The organism is Variovorax sp. 22077, from assembly GCF_052044195.1.
GTDB lineage: Bacteria > Pseudomonadota > Gammaproteobacteria > Burkholderiales > Burkholderiaceae_C > Variovorax > Variovorax atrisoli.
Genome location: NZ_JBQEQC010000016.1, coordinates 1 through 22,664 on the forward strand (window position 1 = coordinate 1; position 22,664 = coordinate 22,664).

The 22,664-nt window shown below is 69.3% G+C and carries 20 protein-coding genes; 10 read left to right on the top strand and 10 right to left on the bottom strand.

The window, feature by feature from the left end:
• Positions 1 to 99: 99 nt before the first annotated feature.
• The gene (locus ACTJLF_RS21870; RefSeq protein ID WP_019656787.1) at positions 100 to 696 is read right to left on the bottom strand and encodes a hypothetical protein; all 597 of its coding nucleotides are present in this window, start codon (positions 694 to 696) and stop codon (positions 100 to 102) included.
• Between the two features lie 111 nt (positions 697 to 807).
• Between ACTJLF_RS21870 and mpl the strand changes: the two genes are divergently transcribed.
• Entirely contained in the window at positions 808 to 2,211 is a 1,404-nt protein-coding gene (mpl, locus tag ACTJLF_RS21875) for a UDP-N-acetylmuramate:L-alanyl-gamma-D-glutamyl-meso-diaminopimelate ligase (protein ID WP_126182543.1), read from the top strand.
• Between the two features lie 5 nt (positions 2,212 to 2,216).
• Positions 2,217 to 2,726, top strand: a complete 510-nt coding sequence (locus ACTJLF_RS21880) for a cupin domain-containing protein (protein WP_126182875.1) — start codon at positions 2,217 to 2,219, stop codon at positions 2,724 to 2,726.
• 7 nt (positions 2,727 to 2,733) lie between these two features.
• On the opposite strand, the gene ACTJLF_RS21885 is transcribed toward ACTJLF_RS21880, so the two are convergent.
• The 6 genes from ACTJLF_RS21885 to ACTJLF_RS21910 all read right to left on the bottom strand — a co-directional run bounded on the left by ACTJLF_RS21885 (position 2,734) and on the right by ACTJLF_RS21910 (position 10,100).
• A complete protein-coding gene (locus tag ACTJLF_RS21885) occupies positions 2,734 to 3,852 on the bottom strand; it encodes a 3-deoxy-7-phosphoheptulonate synthase (protein ID WP_019656784.1) in 1,119 nt (372 codons plus the stop codon).
• Between the two features lie 237 nt (positions 3,853 to 4,089).
• The gene (locus ACTJLF_RS21890; protein WP_019656783.1) at positions 4,090 to 4,632 is read right to left on the bottom strand and encodes a hypothetical protein; all 543 of its coding nucleotides are present in this window, start codon (positions 4,630 to 4,632) and stop codon (positions 4,090 to 4,092) included.
• A gap of 80 nt (positions 4,633 to 4,712) precedes the next feature.
• Positions 4,713 to 6,173, bottom strand: a complete 1,461-nt coding sequence (gene tldD / locus ACTJLF_RS21895; protein WP_019656782.1) for a metalloprotease TldD — start codon at positions 6,171 to 6,173, stop codon at positions 4,713 to 4,715.
• 118 nt (positions 6,174 to 6,291) lie between these two features.
• Positions 6,292 to 7,446, bottom strand: a complete 1,155-nt coding sequence (rodA, locus tag ACTJLF_RS21900) for a rod shape-determining protein RodA (RefSeq protein ID WP_019656781.1) — start codon at positions 7,444 to 7,446, stop codon at positions 6,292 to 6,294.
• 32 nt (positions 7,447 to 7,478) lie between these two features.
• Positions 7,479 to 9,347: a sensor histidine kinase gene (locus ACTJLF_RS21905; protein WP_440883906.1), complete on the bottom strand. Its 1,869-nt coding sequence runs from the start codon at positions 9,345 to 9,347 to the stop codon at positions 7,479 to 7,481.
• A gap of 6 nt (positions 9,348 to 9,353) precedes the next feature.
• Positions 9,354 to 10,100 (bottom strand): response regulator transcription factor, encoded by a 747-nt coding sequence (locus tag ACTJLF_RS21910; protein ID WP_126182541.1) that lies wholly within the window; start codon positions 10,098 to 10,100, stop codon positions 9,354 to 9,356.
• Between the two features lie 385 nt (positions 10,101 to 10,485).
• On the opposite strand from ACTJLF_RS21910, the gene ACTJLF_RS21915 reads away from it, so the two are divergent.
• The 5 genes from ACTJLF_RS21915 (at position 10,486) to ACTJLF_RS21935 (ending at position 15,958) form a co-directional block, all read left to right on the top strand.
• Positions 10,486 to 11,079: a YqiA/YcfP family alpha/beta fold hydrolase gene (locus tag ACTJLF_RS21915; RefSeq protein ID WP_019656778.1), complete on the top strand. Its 594-nt coding sequence runs from the start codon at positions 10,486 to 10,488 to the stop codon at positions 11,077 to 11,079.
• A gap of 237 nt (positions 11,080 to 11,316) precedes the next feature.
• Positions 11,317 to 13,386, top strand: coding sequence for a ribonuclease catalytic domain-containing protein (locus ACTJLF_RS21920; RefSeq protein WP_126182540.1), 2,070 nt, complete (start codon positions 11,317 to 11,319; stop codon positions 13,384 to 13,386).
• A gap of 49 nt (positions 13,387 to 13,435) precedes the next feature.
• Entirely contained in the window at positions 13,436 to 14,293 is an 858-nt protein-coding gene (locus tag ACTJLF_RS21925) for an energy transducer TonB (RefSeq protein WP_126182539.1), read from the top strand.
• 70 nt (positions 14,294 to 14,363) lie between these two features.
• Positions 14,364 to 15,218 carry a shikimate dehydrogenase gene (aroE, locus tag ACTJLF_RS21930; protein ID WP_126182538.1) on the top strand — a complete coding sequence of 285 codons (855 nt, stop codon included), beginning with the start codon at positions 14,364 to 14,366 and terminating at the stop codon, positions 15,216 to 15,218.
• Positions 15,215 to 15,958, top strand: a complete 744-nt coding sequence (locus ACTJLF_RS21935; protein ID WP_019656774.1) for a transglycosylase domain-containing protein — start codon at positions 15,215 to 15,217, stop codon at positions 15,956 to 15,958. Before aroE ends, ACTJLF_RS21935 begins: the two co-directional genes overlap by 4 nt.
• Here the strand turns inward: ACTJLF_RS21935 and ACTJLF_RS21940 are convergent.
• Positions 15,924 to 16,352, bottom strand: a complete 429-nt coding sequence (locus tag ACTJLF_RS21940; RefSeq protein ID WP_440870515.1) for a DUF2809 domain-containing protein — start codon at positions 16,350 to 16,352, stop codon at positions 15,924 to 15,926. The two genes, ACTJLF_RS21935 and ACTJLF_RS21940, sit on opposite strands and share 35 nt — an antisense overlap.
• Here ACTJLF_RS21940 and ACTJLF_RS21945 point away from each other — a divergent pair, their 5' ends adjacent.
• Together ACTJLF_RS21945 and ACTJLF_RS21950 are read left to right on the top strand one after the other, a co-directional pair.
• The gene (locus ACTJLF_RS21945; RefSeq protein WP_206169113.1) at positions 16,353 to 17,261 is read left to right on the top strand and encodes a 1-acyl-sn-glycerol-3-phosphate acyltransferase; all 909 of its coding nucleotides are present in this window, start codon (positions 16,353 to 16,355) and stop codon (positions 17,259 to 17,261) included. It begins immediately after the preceding gene.
• Between the two features lie 7 nt (positions 17,262 to 17,268).
• The gene (locus ACTJLF_RS21950) at positions 17,269 to 18,258 is read left to right on the top strand and encodes a phosphatidate cytidylyltransferase (protein WP_019656771.1); all 990 of its coding nucleotides are present in this window, start codon (positions 17,269 to 17,271) and stop codon (positions 18,256 to 18,258) included.
• Between the two features lie 235 nt (positions 18,259 to 18,493).
• Here the strand turns inward: ACTJLF_RS21950 and ACTJLF_RS21955 are convergent, their stop codons facing one another.
• A complete protein-coding gene (locus ACTJLF_RS21955; protein ID WP_126182536.1) occupies positions 18,494 to 20,572 on the bottom strand; it encodes a tetratricopeptide repeat protein in 2,079 nt (692 codons plus the stop codon).
• A gap of 150 nt (positions 20,573 to 20,722) precedes the next feature.
• Here ACTJLF_RS21955 and ruvC point away from each other — a divergent pair, with 150 nt between their 5' ends.
• The gene (ruvC, locus tag ACTJLF_RS21960) at positions 20,723 to 21,286 is read left to right on the top strand and encodes a crossover junction endodeoxyribonuclease RuvC (RefSeq protein ID WP_019656769.1); all 564 of its coding nucleotides are present in this window, start codon (positions 20,723 to 20,725) and stop codon (positions 21,284 to 21,286) included.
• A 19-nt stretch (positions 21,287 to 21,305) separates the two neighbouring features.
• Here ruvC and glyA read toward each other — a convergent pair whose 3' ends face one another.
• Positions 21,306 to 22,631: a serine hydroxymethyltransferase gene (glyA, locus tag ACTJLF_RS21965; RefSeq protein ID WP_126182535.1), complete on the bottom strand. Its 1,326-nt coding sequence runs from the start codon at positions 22,629 to 22,631 to the stop codon at positions 21,306 to 21,308.
• Positions 22,632 to 22,664 lie beyond the last annotated feature (33 nt).

Sequence of the window (22,664 nt, forward strand, 5' to 3'; positions counted from 1 at the left end):
CCCCCCCCCCCCCCCCCCCCCCCCCCCCCCCCCCCCCCCCCCCCCCCCCCCCCCCACGCCGGCATAGAGCATGCCGCGTCGGGTGGGCGAAGAAGTCATTCACTTGTCCTTTTCTCGTTCAATCAGTCGACGCAATGCAGGCAGATCGCCGCGCGGCACACGCCCCTGGGCATCGGGCTTGAGGGCGCCGCGCAGGTCGTCGAGGTCATACACCAGCAGGTGCACGCCGATCTCCTCTCCGAGCAGGCGGCTGGGTGCATGCACGCTCAGGGCCTCGACCTGCTCGCCGTGGAAGCCGGTCACCATGCGCGGCTCGTAGTCCACGTGATGATCGATCAGCGCTATCTCCGCCGATTTGGAATCATCGCAGAACAACTGGATGTAAATATCCGACAGCCGCGTCGCCGTTCCGTGCCACACCGCACCGCCCACATGGGGCCGGAAGACGGCCATCCGCTCCATCCATTCGAGCGCGAGCATGCGCAATGCATGCAATTCCTGCGGCTGGGTGTCGGCGCAGAAGAGTTCGATGTACTCGCGGACCTCGGCCTCGACCTCGTCGTTGTTCGGCAGCGCAGTGCGCGTCGAGAGGCCCAGGTCGCGCAATGCCCGGCGCTTGGCCGGGCCGTACTCGAGCCCCTCCTCCACGACGAGGCGGGCTGCTGCGGCGGCGATTTCGCGCTTGGACGTGTCCATCGGGGCATTTTGCCCGCAGTGGGCGCCCCTCACATGAACATCAGTACGGCGTGCGGGACAAACGCGCAGCCCGGCCGGGGGCCGCCTGCACCGCTTACCTAGAATCGACCGATGCACATTCATATCCTGGGTATCTGCGGCACTTTCATGGGCGGAGTGGCCGCCCTCGCGCGCGAAGCCGGCCATCGGGTTACGGGCTGCGACGCCGGCGTGTATCCCCCGATGAGCGACCAGTTGCGCGCCCTCGGCATCGACCTGATCGAAGGCTTCGGCGCCGACCAGCTCTCTCTCGCCCCCGACATGTTCGTGGTCGGCAACGTGGTGTCCCGCGCGCGGCTGGCTGACGGGAGCCCCAAGTTTCCGCTGATGGAGGCCATCCTCGACGCCGGCAAGCCCTACACCAGCGGCCCGCAGTGGCTGGCCGAGCATGTTCTGCTGGGCCGCCATGTGCTGGCGGTGGCCGGCACCCATGGCAAGACGACGACCACCTCGATGCTCGCCTGGATCCTTGAAAAAGGCGGCAAGGCCCCCGGCTTCCTGGTCGGCGGTGTGCCGCTGGACTTCGGCGTCTCGGCCCGGCTGGGCGACGGCCCCGCCTTCGTGATCGAGGCCGACGAGTACGACACGGCCTTCTTCGACAAGCGCAGCAAGTTCGTGCACTACCGGCCGCGCACCGCTGTGCTGAACAACCTGGAGTTCGATCACGCGGACATCTTCGACGACCTCGCCGCCATCGAACGCCAGTTTCACCACCTCGTGCGCACAGTGCCCGGCACGGGCCGGCTGGTGGTGAACGCCACCGAGGAAAGCCTGCAGCGCGTGCTGGCCCGGGGCTGCTGGAGCGAACTTGCGCGCTTCGGCTCCGGCGGCAAATGGCAGGCCCGCGGCACGCACGACGCCTTCGACGTGCTGCTGCGCGGCGAGACGGTCGGCCGAGTCGAATGGGAACTCTCCGGCCTGCACAACCAGATGAATGCGCTGGCAGCCATCGCCGCGGCCGAACATGTGGGCGTGGCGCCGGCCGATGCGGCGCGGGCGCTCGGCAGTTTCCGCAATGTGCGCCGGCGCATGGAACTGCGCGGCACGGTCGAACGCGACGGCGGCGCGATCACGGTCTACGACGACTTCGCCCACCACCCCACCGCGATCCGCACCACGCTCGACGGCCTGCGCAAGAAGCTGGACGACGCTGGCCGGCAAAGTGAGCGCATCCTCGCCGCCTTCGAGCCGCGCAGCAACACGATGAAGCTGGGCGTCATGGCGGCGCAGCTGCCGTGGAGCCTGGAATCGGCCGACCTGTCGTTCTGCCACACGGCCGGACTCGACTGGGACGTGGCCGCCGCGCTCGCGCCGATGGGTGAGCGCGCGCAGGTCGCCGGGGCCATCGAGCCGCTGGTGAAGCAGGTCGTCGCCGCGGTCCGGCCGGGCGATCACATCGTCTGCATGAGCAACGGCGGCTTCGGCGGCGTGCACGACAAACTGCTTGCCGCCCTGCGCGCGACGGCGGCATCATGACCGCCATGTCCGCCGCCCGTGCCCGCGAACTGATCGAGACGCTGAAGCTGCAGCCGCACCCCGAAGGCGGCTGGTACGGCGAGGTGTTCCGCTCCGCGTCGAGCGTCACCCCGGCCGACGGGCGTCCGCCGCGCAGCGCGCTGACCAGCATCTACTACCTGCTCGAGGCGGGCCAGCATTCGCGCTGGCACCGGGTGCTGTCCGACGAAGTCTGGGTGCACCTTGAAGGTGTGCCGCTCGCGCTGTGGACCTGCGACGCCGCGATGCGGACCGCGCCGGCCCACACGCGACTGGGCCCGGTCGACATCCACGGCACTCGCCCGCAGCACGTGGTGCCCGCCGGCCAGTGGCAGGCGGCGCAGCCGATCCAGAGCCACAGTTCGGGCGACTACACGCTGGTCGCCTGCATGGTCGGTCCGGGCTTCGATTTCGCCGATTTTTCCCTGGTGCCGCCCGACAGCGACGAGGCTGCGTCGATGCGGCACCACTGGCCCGACCTGGCCGGATTGCTCTAGCGCCTGCTCAGCCCCGGCGGCGCTTGACCGCTTGCGAGAGCGTGTCCAGCACCTGCACCGAGTCTTCCCAGCCCAGGCAGGCGTCGGTGATGCTCTTGCCGTATTCGAGGCCCGCGAGCTGGTCCTTGCCGGGCGTGAACTTCTGGGCGCCCGACTGCAGGTGGCTCTCGACCATCACGCCGAAGACGCGCTTGGAGCCGTCCGCGATCTGCGCGGCGATGTCCTTCGCCACGTCGATCTGCTTCTGGTGCTGCTTGGAGCTGTTGGCGTGGCTGCAGTCGACCATCAGCGTAGGCGGCAGCTTGGCGGCCTCCAGGTCCTTGCAGGCGGCCTCGACGCTGGCTGCGTCGTAGTTGGGCGCCTTGCCGCCGCGCAGGATCACGTGGCAGTCGCGGTTGCCGTTGGTCTGCACGATCGCGACCTGGCCGTTCTTGTGCACCGAGAGGAAGTGATGGCCGCGCGCAGCCGCCTGGATGGCGTCGGTGGCGATGCGGATGTTGCCGTCCGTGCCGTTCTTGAAGCCGATGGGCGCCGACAGGCCCGAGGCCAGTTCGCGGTGCACCTGGCTTTCGGTGGTGCGCGCGCCGATGGCGCCCCAGGAGATCAGGTCGCCAATGTACTGCGGCGAGATCACGTCGAGGAACTCGCTGCCCGCCGGCAGGCCCATGCGGTTGATGTCGATCAGCAGCTGGCGCGCGATGCGAAGACCCTCGTCGATGCGGAAGCTCTCGTCCAGATACGGGTCGTTGATGAGGCCCTTCCAGCCGACCGTGGTGCGCGGCTTCTCGAAATACACGCGCATCACGATCTCCAGCGTGCCGGCGTACTTCTCGCGCTCGGCCTTGAGGCGGCGGGCGTATTCGAGCGCTGCGGCCGGGTCGTGGATCGAGCACGGGCCCATGATCACCAGCAGCCGGTCGTCCTTGCCGGCCATGATGTTGTGGATGCGCTGGCGGGTGTCCTCGATCAGCGTCTCGACCGCGGTGCCGCGGATGGGGAAGAAGCGGATGAGGTGTTCGGGAGGCGGGAGCACGTTGATGTCCTTGATGCGTTCGTCGTCGGTCTTGCTGGTTTTTTCGACGCGCGCATACCAGCTCTCGCTGGCGGTGGGGATGTTCGTGCTCATGGTGCTTCTTCCTTTTGTGCTGGAGTGGGAATCGATAGGCCAAGAAAAAACCGCCGGGGCTTGGGGCCACCGGCGGTTCTGGGAGGGTATTCGTGTGTGCTTTTTACGCGCTCGCCTCTCGTCCGCCGGAAACCGGGAACCAAAAGTAGGCAAAAAAGTAGGCGCGGACAGCGGACATGGGTTGGCAATGTAGCACGGAAAAGCAAAACCCGGTCAAGCGACCGGGCCTGCTGTTGTTTACCGGTAGCCCGATTCGTTGGGGTTGTGGATGATCCAGATCAGGTTGCCGGAAGAGAAATCTCCCATGCCGCCGCCCGCGAAGATCAGGCGTCCCTGGCCCTTGTAGGTCATCTCGAAGCGATGGCGGTCGCTGCCGAAATAGAAGGGAATGAAGGCCTTGCCGGTTACATATGCGCCCTGGTCCGTCGGCGGTCCGGCGAGGTCGGTGACCTGTTTGGCGCTCATGCCGATCTGCAGCCGCGCGAACTTGCTGTTGCGGGCCGGGTTGCCGGTGATCTCGCCTTCGTAGCCGTTCAGGCCCTTCACGGTGCGGCCGCTGCCGGCCTCGACCTTGGACGAGTCGACCACGTTGCCCTGGGCGTCCATGCCCGGCTTGGCGCCGCCGCGCGCCGCGGGTGCCGGAGCAGCTGCGGCAGGTGCGGGCGCCGCCGCGGGCTGGCTACCCGACGATCCGCCGCGGGATGCGCAACCGGCAGTGGCCAGCGCCACCACGGCGGTCACGGCCCACAGAACGGCGGGCGAGTTGATCCTGTTCCCCATCGAGATGCTCCTTGATTCGTTGTCGGCAAAAGGAGCGCAGCTTAGCAACCGGAGGAAACAGCCGACAAGTGCCGAAAGTCCTAAGCCGTTCCACCTACAGTCAGGCCGTCGATGCGCAGGGTGGGCTGGCCCACGCCCACGGGCACGCTCTGGCCTTCCTTGCCGCAGGTGCCCACGCCCGAGTCGAGCGCCATGTCGTTGCCGATCATGGTCACGCGGGTGAGTGCGTCGGGGCCGTTGCCCACGATGGTCGCGCCCTTCACCGGGTACTGGATCTTGCCGTTCTCGACCCAGTAGGCCTCGCTGGCAGAGAACACGAACTTGCCGCTGGTGATGTCGACCTGGCCGCCGCCGAAGTTGGTGGCGTACAGGCCCTTCTTGATGCTGGCGACGATCTCGTCGGGTTCCTTGTCGCCGCCGAGCATGTAGGTGTTGGTCATGCGCGGCATCGGCACGTGGGCGTAGCTCTCGCGGCGGCCGTTGCCGGTAGGCTTGACCTTCATGAGGCGCGCGTTGAGCGCGTCCTGGATGTAGCCCTTGAGGATGCCGTCCTCGATCAGCACGTTGCGCTGGCTGGCGTTGCCCTCGTCGTCGACGTTGAGCGAGCCGCGGCGGTCGGCAATGGTGCCGTCGTCGAGCACCGTCACGCCCTTGGCCGCCACGCGCTGGCCGATACGGCCTGAGAACGCGCTCGAGCCCTTGCGGTTGAAGTCGCCCTCCAGCCCGTGGCCGATGGCTTCGTGCAGCAGGATGCCGGGCCAGCCGGAGCCGAGCACCACGGTCATTTCGCCGGCCGGGGCCGGGCGCGCCTCGAGGTTGGTCAGCGCCGCCTTCACGGCATGGTCGACATACTCGGCGATCTGCTCGTCGGAGAAGTACGCCAGGCCGAAGCGCCCGCCGCCGCCGCCGGAGCCGATCTCGCGGCGGCCGTTCTGCTCGGCGATCACCGTGACCGACAGGCGCACCAGCGGCCGCACGTCGGCGGCCAGCGTGCCGTCGGCGCGGGCCACGAGCACCACGTCGTATTCGCTGGCCAGCCCCGCCATCACCTGCGCCACGCGCGGATCGCGCGAGCGCGCGAGCTTCTCGACCTTCTCGAGCAGCTTCACCTTGGCGGTGCTGTCGAGCGTGGCGATGGGGTCGATGCCCTCGTAGAGCGAGCGGCTGGAGGCGATCTTGCGGGGCGCCGTCTTCACCTTGCCGGCGCGGCCTGCGGAAGAGATGGAGCGCACGGTGCGCGCCGCGTCGAGCAGCGAGGCCTCGGAAATGTCGTCGGAATAGGCGAAGGCGGTCTTCTCGCCGCTGACCGCGCGCACGCCGACGCCCTGGTCGATGCTGAAGCTGCCGGTCTTGACGATGCCCTCCTCGAGGCTCCAGCCTTCGCTGCGGGTGTACTGGAAGTACAGGTCGGCGTCGTCCACCCGGTGCGCGGTGATCTCGGCCAGGGCCTTGCCCAGGTGCGATTCGTCGAGGCCGAACGGCGCGAGAAGGAGCTGTTGCGCCGTGGCGAGGCGCTCGATGGTGGGTTCGCGGGAGATCATTTCGGGATTCTATGGCCCGCCCCCAGGCTGCGCGCACTTCGTGTCGCTTCGCCACGCCCCTGCCGGGGCCAACGCCAGGGGCCCGGCAAGGCCGGTTCCTGGGTGTTCCCGGCCTGGCTCAGTTCTGGGCCAGCTTCCTCGCCCTGGCGATCGACATCAGGATCCCCAGACCCAGCCCCAGCGTCACCATGGCCGTGCCGCCGTAGCTGATGAAGGGCAGCGGCACGCCCACCACCGGCAGGATGCCGCTGACCATGCCCATGTTCACGAACGCGTAGGTGAAGAAGATCATCGTCATGGCGCCCGCCAGCAGGCGCGAGAACAGCGTGCCCGCGTTGGCCGCGATCACCAGCCCCCGGAAGATCAGCAGGATGAAGGCCGAGATCAGCGCCAGGTTGCCCATGAGCCCGAATTCCTCGGAATAGGCAGCGAAGATGAAGTCGGTGGTGCGCTCGGGGATGAATTCGAGGTGCGTCTGCGTGCCCTGCATGAAGCCCTTGCCGCCCACGCCGCCCGAGCCGATGGCGATCATTCCCTGGATGATGTGGAAGCCCTTGCCCAGCGGGTCCTTGGTGGGGTCGAGCAGCGTGCACACGCGCTGCTTCTGGTAGTCGTGCAGCACGCGCCAGTCGACGCCGTCGGCGCACAGCCGCGACTCGAAGCTCACGATCAGCGTGATGGCCACTGCGCCGATCACCACGGGCGGCACGATCAGCTTCCAGGGCAGCCCGGCGAAGAAGATCACCGACAGCCCCGCCGCCAGCACCAGCAGCGAAGTGCCCAGGTCGGGCTGCTTCATGATGAGCCCCACCGGCACCGCCAGCAGCACCGTCGCCACCACGAAGTCGAGCGGCCGCAGCTGGCCCTCGCGCCGCTGGAACCACCAGGCCAGCATCAGCGGCATGGCGATCTTCAGGATCTCGCTGGGCTGGATCACCACGCCCACGTTGATCCAGCGCTGGGCGCCCTTCTTTGTGATGCCGAAGAGCGCCACCGCCACCAGCAGCGCCACGCCCATGGTGTAGAGCGGCACCGCCGCCAGCATCAGCCGCTGCGGCGGCACCTGCGCCACCACGAACATGATGAAGCCGGCCAGCAGCATGTTGCGGCCGTGGTCGACGAAGCGGGTTCCGTGGTCGTAGCCCGATGAATACATCGTGAGCAGCCCGGCGAAGGCGAGCAGCAGCACGGCAAAGGCCAGGAAGCCGTCGAAGCCCTGGAAGATGGGCGCAATTCGACGCGCCAGGGAGGGCTGATTGAACACGGCGGACATGAGGGCGGATTATCCCAGCCCCGCCCGGCCCCTCAATCGAATTCGAGCTGAACGACCGTGCGCCCCGGTCGGCTTTCGACCGTCAGGCGCGCGCCGATGGCACCGGAGCGCTCCGCCAGCGAGCGCGGCATGTGCTTGGCGGCGTCGAAACCCTTGCCGTTGTCGATCACCCGCAATTGCACCGTCTTGCCCTTCATGCCGGCCTCGAAGCGCAGCACGGTGGCCTCGGCGTGCCGCAGCACGTTGGAGATCGATTCGAACAGCAGGAACTGCAGCTGCCGCATGCCGTGCGCGTCCAGCCCGGCCACCGGCTCCACCTCGTCCACCGCCCATTCGAACTCGATGCCCGAGGACGCCAGCCTGGGCTCCAGCCGGTAGCGCGCCGCCGCGAGCAGCGCGCCCACGTCGCCCGGCGGCAGGTGGATGGAATCGATCTGCAGCTTGAGCTGGTCGAGCGAATCGCGCAGGGTGCGCAGCAGGTCGCCCGAGCTGCTCTGGCCCGACTGCAGCTGGCGGATGGCCGAGCTGATGTGCGAGCCCACGCCGTCGTGCATCTCGCGCAGGATGCGCTCGCGCTCGTGGGTGCGCGCCTGGACCTGCGCCGCGGCCTCCAGCTCGGCATAGGTGGCCGCCAGTTCGCGCTCGCGCTGCGCCACCCGCTCGGCCAGGGCGGCAACCGAGCCCCGCGCCTGCAGGGCCGCCGCGCGGAAGCGCCGCAGCACGATCAGGAGCAGCACCGCGCCGAAGAACACCGACGAATAGCTCACCCAAGTGGTCTCCCCATAGGCGTCGCTCAGGCGGACCACCAGCCAGTCGCGCGCGGCGAAGGCCAGCGTGAGCAGCGCAGCGCCGGCCATCAGCAGGCGGTCGTCGTTCGGGTGGCGCAGCGTGGCCAAGGCGAAGGCGCCGACGAAAGCGGCGACGAGCACCAGCTCCACCGCGAGCCAGGCGGTCAACCACGCAGGCTCGTCCCGCTGCAGAGACAGCGTGCTGAACAGCACCGTTCCCACCACCACGCCGGCCACCGGCCAGCGCACCCAGCGGTGGCGCTGCTCGTTCGCCCAGCCGGCGAGGTGGTAGACGAACATCATGGAGGCGGCCGCCCAGCCGGCATAGGAGGCGGCCATCAGCACGCCCCACGGCCCCCAGGACAGCGGCGGCTCGGCGACCAGCCCGTCGGCCATCCGCACGGCCCAGGAGAACTCGGCCAGCGCGGCCCAGAGATAGATGCCCACGCGCCGCGGCACGCCGCCCGCGTCGACGTCGACGTCGAGCTGCGTGAGCCACAGCGCCAGCGCGATGCCGCCCACGATCAGGCTGAAGGCCATCAGCAGCACCGAGCCGATGAAGCGCCACGCGTTGGCGCCCTCGAAGAGCTCGCTGCGCACCGTCGCGGCCGGCCCGATCACCACCTGCGACAGCCCCGCGAGGCGGGCGGTGTCGGCGTGCAGGCGGATCTGCAGAAGGTTGTCGCCCTTGCGCAGTAGCTTGCCGGGCACGGGGACGTAGATCGGCGCCTTGGCATAGTCGGCGTCGTTGCTGCGCTTCATGTCGCCGTAGGTCTGCAGCAGCGTGTCGTTGAGCTGCACCTCGAAGACGTTGCCCACGCGCGGGATGAAGATGCCCCACGGCACCTCGGGCTCGGCCTCGAGCGTGAATGGCAGGTCGAAGCTGGCGGTGCCGGGGCGGCCGTTGTGCTGCCGGTCCCAGTGGTAGGACAGCTCGACGGGCTCGGTGCGCGTGACGCCATCGATCGTGGTCGTCACCGTGCCCTGGCGCAGTTCGATCGGCACCTCGGCGGCGAACGCACCGGAAACGCCGAACAGGCCACAAACGCCTGCGATGCCCATCAGGAGCATCGCCAGCCACGACATCACCAGCGACACCCGGTTCGGCCGCATCTGCGCTCAGCCCGGATGAGACAGCAGGCCGAGACGCGTTGCCTCGAAGACCGCCTCGCTCTTGGAATGCACCGCGAGCTTTCCGTAGAGATTCTTGATGTGGGTCTGGACCGTGTGAACGCTCAGGCCCTTGAGACGGGCGATCTCGGCATAGGAGAAACCGCGCGCGATCAGCGTCAGAACCTCGTGCTCGCGCACCGAGAGCAGGCCGCGGTCGGCCTCCTCGGCCGCGGCCTCGGGCGCGGCGCCCGGCGCTGCGCTGGCGGGTGCGGCCGTCTGCAGGCTGCGGTACTTGGCAAGCACGCGCCGCGCGATCATGGGCGAGATCGGCGAGGCGCCGGCCTTCATCTCGACGATGGTCTGCGCGATGTCCTCGGGCGCGGCGTCCTTGTGGATGTAGCCCACGGCGCCGGCCTCGATGCTGGCGAGAACGTTTTCCTCGTCGCCGAAGACCGACACCACCAGCGGCTCGCAGCCCGGAAAGCGCGCGACGGCCTCGCGGATCACGTCGAGGCCGGTGCCGTCGGGCATGCCGAGGTCGACCAGCAACACATCGGGAATGGTGGTCGTGCGCGAGAGCCAGCCCAGCGCTTCCTGCACGGTACCCGCGCTGCCGAGCCAGAAAAGCCGCGGGCTGCGCTGCACGCTCGCCTCGAAAAAGGCGCGCGCGCGACTGTCGTCCTCGACCACGAGCACGCCCCAGCGGCGTAGCGACGTGTCGTCCTGAGCCTCAATGTTCATTCCTCCAAGCATAAGCCTCGGCGGGCACGGGGTATCCGCGCGTACCTCCCCCGTTCATGGGATATCTGCGAGAACAGGCTTTGTTCGACACTCGGGCCGCTTTTTTCCGGGCCTGCGGCCGGTGTACCGGACGGGCAAGTAAGCGGAACGTAGGCGATTTGCAGCAAAGCGAACTCGACCTGAGTACTTTCGAATTGCAGATGCGCAGCAAGTCCCAGGCGCAGGGAATTGCGGAACGCCGGTGCGCCCCGGGGGCACGGCAGGCTGCGGCCTGCCGAAGAACCCGACCAGCCGGTTTTTGTGTGCCGGAAGCGGCCTCGCGAGAACAGACCTCATGCAGAATTACCCGTTCCCGACAAGCGAGGCTCCACCGCCGCACTGCCCTCCCTTACCTCGCATGGATCCGCAAACAACCCACCTGCTCTATCTGCACGGCTTCCGCTCTTCGCCTCGTTCGACCAAGGCCCGGATCGTTGCGGACCGCGTCGCGCGGCGACATCCGAACCTGCAATGGTGGTGTCCGCAGCTGCCGCCGTCGCCGCACGACGCCATCGACATGGTGATGAAGGGCATCGCCCACTGGCCGCGCAAGTCGATGGCGGTGATCGGCTCGTCGCTGGGCGGCTACTACGCCACCTACGTCGCTGGCATGACGCGCTGCCGTGCGGTGCTGCTCAATCCGGCCGTGCACCCCGCCCGCGACCTGATGCGCTACATCGGCGACCAGACCGCCTGGCACGATCCGGCGGAGCATTTCTACTTCCGCCCGGAGTACATCCACGAGCTGCGCGCCATGGAAGTCGGCCCGCTGACGCGGCCCGAGCGCGTGTTCGCCATCATCGCCAAGGGCGACGAGGCGCTCGACTGGCACGAGATGTCCGCGCGCTACCCCGACAGCAACATCAAGCTGCTCGAGGGCGGCGACCACGCCCTGTCGGACTTCGAGAAGGCCCACCTCGACGACGTGATGGCCTTCATCAACCCGGTCTGAGCATTCCCCCAGGCTTCGCGCACTTCGTGTCGCTGCGCCAGCCCCCCTCTCCGGGGGGCGATGCCTGCGGCCCGGCAAAGCCGGTTCCGCGAGGCCTTGGTCTCCCCCCAGGCTCCGCGCACTTCGTGTCGCTACGCCAGCCCCCCCTCTCGGGGGGCGATGCCTGCGGCCCGGCAAGGCCGGTTCCGCGGCATCCCCGGAATGGGGGCGCCGGGTTCAGCGTGGGACAATCGAGGGATGTTTGTATTGTTTGAAGAAGCCGGCAAGTACCTCGGCGGCCGCGTGCTGTCGGAGGCCGAAGCATCGGCGCAGGTCGAGCTCGACACCGGCAAGCGCGTCAAGGTCAAGGGCGCCAACATCGTCCTGCGTTTCGAGAAGCCCTCGCCCGCCGACCTGATCGCCGAGGCTCGCGACCTCGCCGCCGGCATGGATCTCGACCTCGCCTGGGAATTCGCGCCCGAGGGCGAATTCGGCTTCGCCGAGCTGGCCGCCGAGTATTTCAGCGAGAAGCCCTCGCTGGCCCAGCAGGCGGCCGCCCTGTTCGCCCTCTTCGAGGCGCCGCACTACTTCCGCCGCGCCGGCAAGGGTCGCTTCAAGAAGGCGCCGGCCGAGATCGTCCAGCAGGCGCTGGCCGCCATCGAGAAGAAGAAGGCCATCCAGGCGCAGATCGCCGAGTGGGCGGCGCAGCTGGCCGAGGGCGTGTGCCCGGCCCCCGTGCGCGAGCAGCTCTACAAGATTCTTTTCCGTCCCGACAAGAACGCCCCCGAATACAAGGCCGTGGTCGAGGCCGCGCGCGCCACGCAGCGCCCGCCGCTCGACCTGCTGGAGCGTGCCGGCGCCATCGATTCGCCCTACCAGTTCCACTGGCGGCGCTTCCTGTTCGAGAACTTCCCCAAGGGCACCGGCTTCCCGGCCCTCGCGGCGCCGGCCATCGCCGACGACCTGCCGCGGGCCGAGGGCGTGCAGGCCTTCTCCATCGACGATTCGCAGACCACCGAGATCGACGACGCGCTCTCGGTGCAGGGCCTGGGCACCGGCGCCGTGACGGTCGGCATCCACATCGCCGCGCCGGCGCTGGCGCTGACGCCGGGCAGCCCGATCGACAACGTGGCGCGTGCGCGCATGTCCACGGTCTACATGCCGGGCTACAAGATCACGATGCTGCCCGACGAGGTGGTCGACACCTACACGCTGCTCGAAGGCGGCGACCGCCCGGCCGTGTCGCTCTATGCGCGCTTCGACGAGGCCACGCTGGAGCTGCAGGGGACCGAGACGAAGCTGGAGCGGGTGCCCATCGTGGCGAACCTGCGCCACGACCAGCTCGACACCGTCGTGACGCAGCAGTGGCTCGAAGACGCCACCTTCGACGCCGACGGCACGCCCGAGGCCGCGGCCCGCATGCGCGCGCCCCTGTCGTTCCTGTTCCGCCTCGCGAAGCAGCTGAAGGCGCAGCGCGAGGTGGTGCGCGGCAAGCCCGAGAGCTTCAACCGGCCCGACTACAACTTCCGCCTCGTCGGCAACGACGGCGCCGAGCCCACCGGCAGCGAGCAGGTTCAGATCAGCACCCGCCAGCGCGGCGCGCCGCTCGACCTGATCGTGTCCGAGGCGATGATCCTGGCCAACAGCAGCTGGGGCGGCTGGCTCGGCGAGCTCGGCGTGCCCGCGCTCTACCGCAGCCAGGCCAGCCTCGCGCCCGGCATCAAGGTGCGCATGGGCACGCGCGCGCTGCCGCACGCGGGCCTGGGTGTGAAGAGCTACGCCTGGAGCACCTCGCCGCTGCGCCGCTACACCGACCTGGTGAACCAGTGGCAGATCATCGCGGCCGCGCGCCACGGCAAGACGGCTGCGCTGGCCGCGCCGTTCAAGCCGAAGGACGCCGACCTGTTCTCCATCCTCTCGGGCTTCGACGCGGCCTACACCGCCTACAACGCCTACCAGGGCGGCATGGAGCGTTTCTGGACGCTGAAGTACCTGCAGCAGCAGGGCATCACCGAGTTGGAGGCCACCGTGATCAAGGACATGCCCAACGGCGCGCTGGTGCGTGCCGACACGCTGCCGCTGGTGTTCCCCGTGGCCGGGCAGCAGGAGCGCGGCGCGCGCCTGCGCGTGAAGCTCGGCGAGATCGACGAGATCGCCCTCGACGTGAGCGGTACCGTGCTGGAACGCCTCGACGCACCGAAGTCCGGCGAGGCTGCCGCCGAGGAGGAAGGCGACGACGGGGAAGAAGAAGTGGTTGCGGGCCCGATCGCCATCGCCGTCGACCTGAACGACAGCGAGGCCGCCCCCGAAGAAAAAACGCCAGCATGAACCCCGGCGGATCGTCCGGAGAAGTGCGGCCCCTGGAGGAGTCTAGAGAATGAACTTCAAGGACCTCAGCACGCTGCAGATCGCACTGGGCGTGTCGGTCGTTGTGCACGCCGCGCTGCTCACGGTGCGTTTCGTCGATCCCGAATCCTTCAACAAGGTCTTCAGCGACACGCCGCTGGAGGTCATCCTGGTCAACACCAAGACCAACGACAGGCCTGACCCCGCCGCCCGGCTGCGCGCGCAGACCTCGCTCGCGGGCGGCGGCGACCTCGACAAGGGCCGCGCCACCAGCCCGCTTCCGCCGTCGAGCTTCACCACCGTGGGCGACTCGTTCGAGGACGCGCAGCGCAAGGTCGACGCGATGCAGGCCGAGCAGATGCAGATGCTCACCCAGCTCAAGCGCGACCTGGCCGCGATGCCCGCGCCCGATCCGCGCAACGCCGGCGATCCGGCAGAGGCCAAGGCGCAGGAGGAAAAGCGCCGCCAGATGATCAACCTGCTGGCCGAGATCGAGCGCCGCGTGAACGAAGAGAACGCGCGCCCCAAGAAGCGCTACCTCAGCCCCTTCACGCGCGAGGCCGCCTTCGCCACCTACGTCGACTCGCTGCGCCGCCGCGTGGAGGCGCAGGGCACGGCCAACTTCCCGACGCTCGCCGGCAAGAAGCTCTACGGCGAACTCACGATGACCATCACCGTCAACTTCGACGGCCGCCTGCTCTCGACGGTGATCGACGAGAGCTCCGGCCAGCCCGTGCTGGACAAGCGCGCGCAAGCGATCGTCGCGAGCGTGGGCAGTTTCGGCAGCTTCACCGATGCGATGCGCAAGGAGCACGCGGACCAGATCGTGATCCGCCCGCACTTCCGCTTCGCGCACGACGGGTCGGTCGAACTCTCCTCGCAGCAGTAAGAACGGCGCAGCGACAGAACACCGGAACAGCCGCGCAAGACAGCAGGCGCAATCAAGGAAGACAGACACCATGGACCTGTACTGCGTCATGGGCAACCCCGTCGAGCACAGCCGCTCGCCTCGCATCCACGCGCGCTTCGCGCAGCTGTGCGGCCAGCAGATGGAATACGGCCGGCGGCTCGTTCCGCTCGGCGCATTCGCCGAAGGCATCGCGGCCTTCCGCAGCGAGGCCGCCGAGCGCGGCGACATCGCGCGCGGCTGCAACATCACCGTGCCGTTCAAGCTCGAGGCCGCGGCGCTCGCGCAGCACGCCAGCGAGCGCGCCCTGCTCGCGCAGGCGGTGAACACGCTGCGCTTCGAGGCCGACGGCAGCGTCCATGCGGACAACACCGACGGCATCGGCCTGGTCAACGACATCGTGCGCAATGCGGGCGTGCCGCTTCAGGGCAAGGCGCTGCTGCTGATCGGCGCGGGCGGGGCCGCGGCCGGCGTGCTGGGGCCGCTGCTCGATGCGGGCGCCACGCGCGTCGTGGTGGCGAACCGCACCGTCGAGAAGGCCGCGGAGCTGGTGCGCCGCCATGCGGCCATCGCGCTGCGGCACGGCGCCTCGCTGGAGGCCTGGGCGCTCGACGAGATACCGGGGGCCTTCGACGTGGTGGTCAACGCCACCGCTTCAAGCCTCGCGGGCGACGCGGTGCCGGTGAAGGCCAGCGTGCTGCGCGAAGGCGGGCTCGCGGTCGACATGATGTACGGCCCCGCCGCCGCCGGCTTCATGGCCTGGGCCGAGGCGCACGGCGCGGTGGCGCGCGACGGGCTCGGCATGCTGGTCGAGCAGGCGGCGGAGTCCTTCGAGATCTGGCGCGGCGTGCGGCCGCCGTCGGCGCAGGTGCTGGACGAGATCCGGGCCGAGCTGATCAGCAAATGAAGGCCGTACTGCGCCTCATCGCCTGCCTCGCGGTGGCCGGCGTTGCACTGCAGTTGTTCTTCCTGGTGCGCATCGCGGCGATGGCGGTGATCGATCCGCAGAGCACCGCCTTCCAGCGTTCCGAGGCTTTCCAGATCGCCGTTCATCAAGGCCGCGGCGGGGGCTGGCGCCAGGAGTGGGTGCCCTACGCGCAGATCAACGACACGCTCAAGCGCGCGGTGATCGCGAGCGAGGACTCGGGCTTCGTCGACCATAACGGCGTGGAATGGGAGGCCATCGAGCGGGCCCGCCAGCGCAACGCCAAGGCCGAGGAACTCGCCGCCAGGCGTGCCGCGCGTGCCGCCGCACGCGGCAAGCCGGTGCGGCCCGTGCAGCTGCGCGGCGGCTCCACCATCACGCAGCAGCTCGCGAAGAACCTGCTGCTGTCGGGCGAGCGCACCATGCTGCGCAAGGGGCAGGAGCTGGTGCTCGCCACGCTGCTCGAAGTGCTGCTCGACAAGCGGCGCATCCTCGAGATCTACCTCAACAGCGTGGAGTGGGGCGAAGGCGTGTTCGGCGCCGAGGCGGCATCGCAGTACTACTTCCGCAAGCCGGCCTCGCGCCTGAGCGCCAACGAGGCCGCACGGCTCGCGGTGATGCTGCCCAGCCCCAAGTTCTTCGAGCGGCGCCCCGGCTCACCCTACCTGAGCGGGCGCGCCGCCACCGTCATGGCGCGGATGCCCGCGGCCGAGCTGCCCTGACGGCTCCGCTGCGCAGGCCCTCGATGGCCAGCACGGCGGCGAAGCCGATGGCGTAGGCCAGCACGTCCCACCAGTCGGCCGTGCTGCCGAGCACGATGCGCAGTGCGCGGTTCGGAATGTGCAGGTGCCACGCCGCAGCGAGGTACTGCCCGAGCTCGACCGCGAGGCCCACGCCCAGCGCGGCCAGCGCCAGCGGCAGCACGCGCGCGCCGATCGCGGTCTTGAACACGAAGTACACCCACACCACTGCCAGCACGTCGCCGAAGAAGCTGCGCAGCCAGCCCCAGCGCGCGCCGACGGTGGCCAGCAGCAGCAGGACGAGAAACAGGGCCACCGCCCACGCCAGTGAAAGAGGATCGAAACGCCATCGCATGACCCGTATCATCGCGCCCATATGCTGGCAAAGCTCACGGGTTGGCTGCTGTTGGGAATCGTCCGACTGCTCACGGGCGCACAGGCGCGCTGGTACGGCTGTCCGCCCAAGGCCGAGCAGCGCATCTACTTCGCGAACCACCAGAGCCACGCCGACCTGGTGATGATCTGGGCGGCGCTGCCGGAGGAACTGCGCAGCATCACGCGGCCCATCGCGGCACGCGACTACTGGGCCAACACGCCGGTCAAGCGCTGGATCACCACCGAGGTGTTCAATGCGGTGTACGTGGAGCGGCAGGCCGCGACGGCACCCGCCGCGGCGCCCGCCGTGCCTCCGGCAGCGACAGCATCCGTCGTTGCCGAGCCCCCGCAACCGGCGCCTGCCACGCCATCCGTCGCACAACCGCCAGCCGAGCGCATCGAGCCCTCGATGGAGCCGCTGCTGCCCCTCGAGCCGCCAGCCGCTCCCGCCGAAACGGCACCCGGTGCGCAGGGCCAGCTCGACCTGCCCGAGCCCCCCGCACCGCCGCCGCCTCCGCCGCCGCCTCCGCCGCTGCCTCCCCCAACACCCGAACCCGCACCTGCTCCTGCAACGGCAGCAACCGCCTCCGATCCACTCGCTCCGCTGGTCGAAGCCCTGCGCAGCGGCGACTCGATCATCATCTTTCCCGAAGGCACGCGCGGCCACACCGGCGAGCCGCAGAAGTTCAAGTCGGGCCTCTACACGCTGGCCAGCATGTTCCCCGAGGTGGTGCTGGTGCCCGCATGGATCGACAACGTGCAGCGCGTCATGCCCAAGGGCGAGATCGTGCCGGTACCCATTCTTTGCTCCGTCACCTTCGGCGCGCCGATCCGCGTGGAGCCGGGCGAGGAGCGTCGCCCTTTTCTCGACCGGGCGCGCGCCGCCGTGATCGCCCTGCGCGACGTCTGACGACGACATGAACCAGTTCCTGCGCAGCCTCAGCCCGACCCAGCAGGTCGCGGCGCTCTTTCTCATCGTCTTCGGCGTGCTCGCGATCGTGAGCGCCACCGCGTTCTTCCTGAGCTTCAGGGAGAAGCGCAACCCCGTGCACGACGCGGCCTGGCAGGCCGAGCTGGCGCACTTCCGCAAGCTGCTCGGCACGAGCTGGTTCATGGCGCTGGTCTTCTGGATCGGCTGGGCGCTCGGCGAGACGGTGGCCACGGTGCTTTTCGCGCTCATCTCCTTCTTCGCGCTGCGCGAGTTCATCACGCTCTCGCCCACGCGGCGCGGCGACCACCGCAGCCTGATCCTGGCCTTCTTCGTGGTGCTGCCGATCCAGTTCTGGCTGGTGGCCACCGCGCGCTTCGACCTCTTCACCGTGTTCATCCCGGTGTACGTGTTCCTTGCGATCCCGGTGGCCAGCGCGCTGGCCAACGACCCGAGCCAGTTCCTGGAGCGCAACGCCAAGCTGCAGTGGGGCATCATGGTCTGCGTCTACGGCATGAGCCACGTGCCGGCGCTGCTGCTGCTGAGCTTTCCGGGCTACGAGGGCAAGAGCGCGTTCCTCGTGTTCTTCCTGGTGTTCGTGGTGCAGACCTCGGTGCTGGTGCAGCACCTGATCTCGCGGCGCATGCAGCGCGAACCCTTCGCGCCCAACGTGAGCCGCAGCTTCAACTGGACCAGCTGGGCCATCGGCATCGCGGTGGCGAGCCTGGTGGGCGCGCTGTTCTCGTTCATCACCCCTTTCAGGTTCGGCCAGGCGCTGGCGGTGTCGGTCATCGCATGCATCTCGGGCTCGATGGGGCACCTGGTGATGAAGGCGCTCAAGCGCGACCGGGGGATTCCGAACTGGGGCCGCAAGGATGCCGGCGTGACAGGGGCGAACGGGCTGCTGGATCGGGTCGATGCGCTGTGCTTCGCGGCGCCGATCTTCTTTCATTCCATCCGCTGGTACTTCAACGCATGAACTGGGCAAACCCCCAGGCTGCGCGCACTTCGTGTCGCTTCGCCAACCCCCTCGCAGGGGGCAATACCGGTGGCCCGGCAAAGCCGGCTCCACGGGGGACTGGCAAACCCCCAGGCTGCGCGCACTTCGTGTCGCTTCGCCAACCCCCTTGCAGGGGGCAATACCGGTGGCCCGGCAAAGCCGGCTCCACGGTATTCCTGGAAGACCCCCTGAGGCTGGTCGGGTCGGGGGAGGTTCAGGCCCTGCGCCGCACCACGCGGTCGAAGGCTTCCTTGGCCTTGCGGCCGAGGGCCCTGGCCTTCAGGGCCTGCAGTTCGCGCGCGAGGCGGGTGCGCTGATCGGTTGAGAGCGCGGTGCCGAAGCGGCCCAGTGCGGCTTCGAGGGCGGCGCGCTGCGCTTCAACGCGCCCCTGGCGGCCTTCGGCTTCCGCGAGCCACTCGCAGGCGTTGACGACGCGCTCGCGCAGCGCTGCATCGCCCGAATCGCCGAAGCGGGCGATGAGGGTGCGATAGGCCTTGATCTGCCCCGCCGCATCGCCGAGCTTGTCGAGCGCCCTGGCCTTGTTGATCATCGACTTGGCGGCCCAGAGCTGCAGCGTGCCTTCCCTTGCGCCGCTGGTGCGCGCGATGGCCTCGTCGTAGCAGGCCACGGCGGCTTCGAGCCGGCGCGCCTGGCGCAGCGTGGCGCCCTTGCGGAACAGCGCGCCCACCACGCGGCCACGCAGGTCGGGCAGTTCGGAGTTGCCCCAGCGAGCGACGATCTCGTCGTGCACGCGCATCTCTTCGTCGTGCCGGCCGAGGCGGTCGAGCGCGGTGCTCTTGTATTGCAGGCACAGCGCGACGGTCTCCTGCATCTCGGTGGACGGGTCGGCACCGTAGCGCGCGTCCATGGCGTCGGCGGCGGCGATCACCTCCTCGAAGCGCTCCAGAGCAACCAGGCAGAAGGCCTTGTGGACGAGCGCCCGCGCGCACTGGCGGCGCAGCTCCGGATGCGGCGAGGCCGCGTGCGCGGCCAGCACCTCGTCGAACAGCGCGATGGCCTCGTGCGACTCGCCGGCATCGCCATGCCTGCGGCCCTGCCTGACCTTGTCGCGCACCTCGTCGCGCACCTCTGTCGGAAGCTCCGGCAGGTTGCCTTCGGCATCGGCCTTGCGCAGCCGCTTCAGGCAGGCCTGGCGGCCGGCGGTGGCCTTGGCGAGCGTGTCCTGCAGCTCGGGCTCGGAGGCGCCCTGCAGCTGCCTCGCGAGCTGCTGGTAGACCTGCAGCGCCTCCTCCGCGCGGCCGAGCCGCTCGAGCAGCACGAAGCCCTTGTTGAGCAGCGCGCTCGCCACGGTGCGATGCACCACTGCGTCGGTGTCCGCGCCGAAGGTGGCGAGCAGCCGATCGCACGCGGCCAGCGCGGCCTCGCCGTCCTCTGATTCGCGCAGGCCCACCGACCAGTCGTAGGCGCGCCGCACAGCCATGCGCCGCACCTGCGGCGAGGCGTCGTGGCCATAGCGGTCGAGCAGCCAGCCGACCAGCTCGGCGCGGTTCGCATGCTCGTCGATGCCGAAGCCGTCGAAGAACAGCGTCAGCGCGCGCACGCCCTCGATGCGCAGCTCGGGCGCCGCGTGCGCCAGGCCGGCCTCGATCTGGTCGGCCACCGCCAGGCACATGACCTGTGCCTGCGCATGCTGCGCCAGCTCGCGCAGGTTGAGCACCGAAGCCAGGCGCGCACGCGCGACGCGCAGCACCACGCCAGGATCGGTGCTGCCGTCGAAGCGCTCGATGACGGCCTCCAGCGTGGCCAGCGCGTCCTGCGGCAGGCCGCGGTGATGCTCGATCTCGGCCTTGAGCAGCCGGGCTTCCACGCGCCAGGTGTCCAGCGCCGCATCGGGCTGGCTGTCGAGCAGCTCGCTCATGGCGTCGCAAGCCTCGCAGCGCGCGGCGGGATCGTCGATCCACCATGTGCGCTGGTAGAGCGCGTGGGCGATGTGCTCGCGGATCTCGGGCTCGGGGCGCTGGCCGTGCGCCGCGATCAGCCGCTCGAGCGTGGCGAGCGCATCGGCGGGGCGGTGCAGCTGCCGCAGCATGTGGGCCAGCAGGCGCAAGGTCTGGCAGCAGGGCACGACCACGCCGGCCTCGGGCTTCGCGGCGAACTCGTCGAGCAGCCTCACGCTCGCGGCCACCGCTTCCTTGCGGCGGCCCAGCTCGTCCAGCAGCTCGATGCGGCGGAAGCTGGCGGTCGCGCGTTCGGCAGGATGCATCTGCAGGCGTGCGATCAAGGCTTGCACCTCGTCCAGTTGCTGCTGCGCGGAGGACTCGACTACATTCACATTCGCTTCCTTGAATGGCGCGCCCCGCGCGGGGCGGGGCGGACGGTACGGACCGGGGCGCATTCTGCCCACGATCAGCCGGCTTTCAGCCCCCTCCTCGCAACTCTTTTGACAATCTTTTCCCAGGCTTAGGCCTTTACGTTTCCTTTCATGCGCATTCTCGGCATCGACCCCGGCTTGCAGACCACCGGCTTTGGCGTGGTCGATGCGGACGGCCATGCGCTGCGCTATGTGGCCAGCGGCACCATCAGCACCCGGCACCTCGGCACCGGCAACAACCTGCCGGCCCGGCTGAAGGTGCTGTTCGACGGCATCGCGGAGATCACCTCGCGCTACCAGCCCGATGCGTCGGCGGTGGAAATCATCTTCGTCAACGTGAACCCGCAGTCCACGCTGCTGCTCGGACAGGCGCGCGGCGCGTGCGTCACGGCGCTGGTCAGCAACAACCTCTCGGTGGCCGAGTACACGGCACTGCAGATGAAGAAGGCAGTGGCCGGCCACGGCCAGGCGGCCAAGGCGCAGGTGCAGGAGATGGTGCGGCGCCTGCTGGACCTGCCGGGCCTGCCCGGCGCCGACGCGGCGGACGCGCTGGGCATCGCCATCACTCACGCGCAGGTGGGACGCTCGATGGCGCGTCTGGCCGAAGCGGCCGAGGCGTCGAAGAGTTCTGCAGCGCTGCCCGCCGGCACCTACCGGCAGGGGCGCTCGCGCTGAGCCGAAGCGGCTGCCTGCGTCAGCGCACGATGTAGCGCAGTTCGCCGAGGTGCCTGCGGCGCTCCCGCACTTCAGCGGCCACCGAAGCCGTGTCGCCGTCGAGGGCGCGTGCGATCCAAGCCGCGAGCTGCGGCATGTCACCGGGCGTGAAACCCAGCCGCACGATCTCCGGAACGCCCAGGCGCAGGCCGTTGATGTCGCCTTCCACGGGCGCTATCGGCAGGCCGATGCCGCAGGCCAGCAGGCCGCCCTGCGCGAGCTTCTTCGCTGCGTGCTGGCCGCCGCCCCATCGCGCGGCCTCGAGCGCGAACTGGTGCGACTGAGTGAAGCCGCGCGCCTTCGCGAACACGGGCAGCCCGCGCGCATCGAGTTCGCTCGCCAGCGCCTGAGCGGTCTCGCGCATCGCAGCCGCGTAGGCGATGCCGTGCACCTTCCAGTCGAGCAGCCCGCGGGCCAGTGCGGCCGTGCGGCCCGCGTCGGAGTTGGCAGTGAGGCCGGGGTAGGCGATGGCGTCGATGCGCTCCATCAGCGCCGCGTCGTTCGACACGATCAGCCCGCCCGCCGGCCCGCCCAGGCTTTTGTAGGTGCTCATGGTGATCGCATGCGCGCCCTGCTCGAGCGGCTGCGGCCACGCCTTGCCGGCCACCATGCCCGAGAGATGCGCCGCGTCGAACAGCAGCTTCGCACCCACGCCGTCGGCGATCTCGCGGATCTCGGGCACCGGATGCGGGAACAGGTTCAGGCTGCCGCCGATGGTGATGAGCTTCGGCTTCGCCTCGCGCACCAGCTTCGCGAGCGCGTTCACGTCGACCGTGTAGCCGTCGGCATCCACCGGCGCGGAGACCGGCTTCAGGCCATAGAGGCCCGCGGCGCCGGCCGCATGGTGCGTGACGTGGCCGCCGATGCTGGGCGGCGGCACGACGATGGTGTCGCCGGGCTGGCAGGTCGCCATGAACACGTAGAGATTCGACAGCGCGCCCGAGCTCACGCGCACCTCGGCGAACTTCGAACCGAACACCTCGGCCGCCAGCTCGGCCGCGACCACCTCGATGCGCTCGATGGCCTCCAGCCCCATCTCGTACTTGTCGCCTGGATAGCCCAGCGAAGGACGCGAGCCCAGTCCGCGAGACAGCAGCGCCTCGGCCGCCGGGTTCATCACGTTGGTGGCGGGGTTGAGGTTCAGGCCGTCGACGTCGTGGATGCGATGGCTGTCGGCCACCAGCCTTTCGATCTCGGCGGCGACGCCTGCGGCATCGCGCGCGGCGGCATCGGAGGCGATGGAGAGCACGTGGTCCTCGCTGGCGGCGGGAACCCAGGGGCGGCGTTGCAGGGCGGCGGCAGGCATGCGTCGGATCTCGCTGTAAGTGGTGGATGGCCT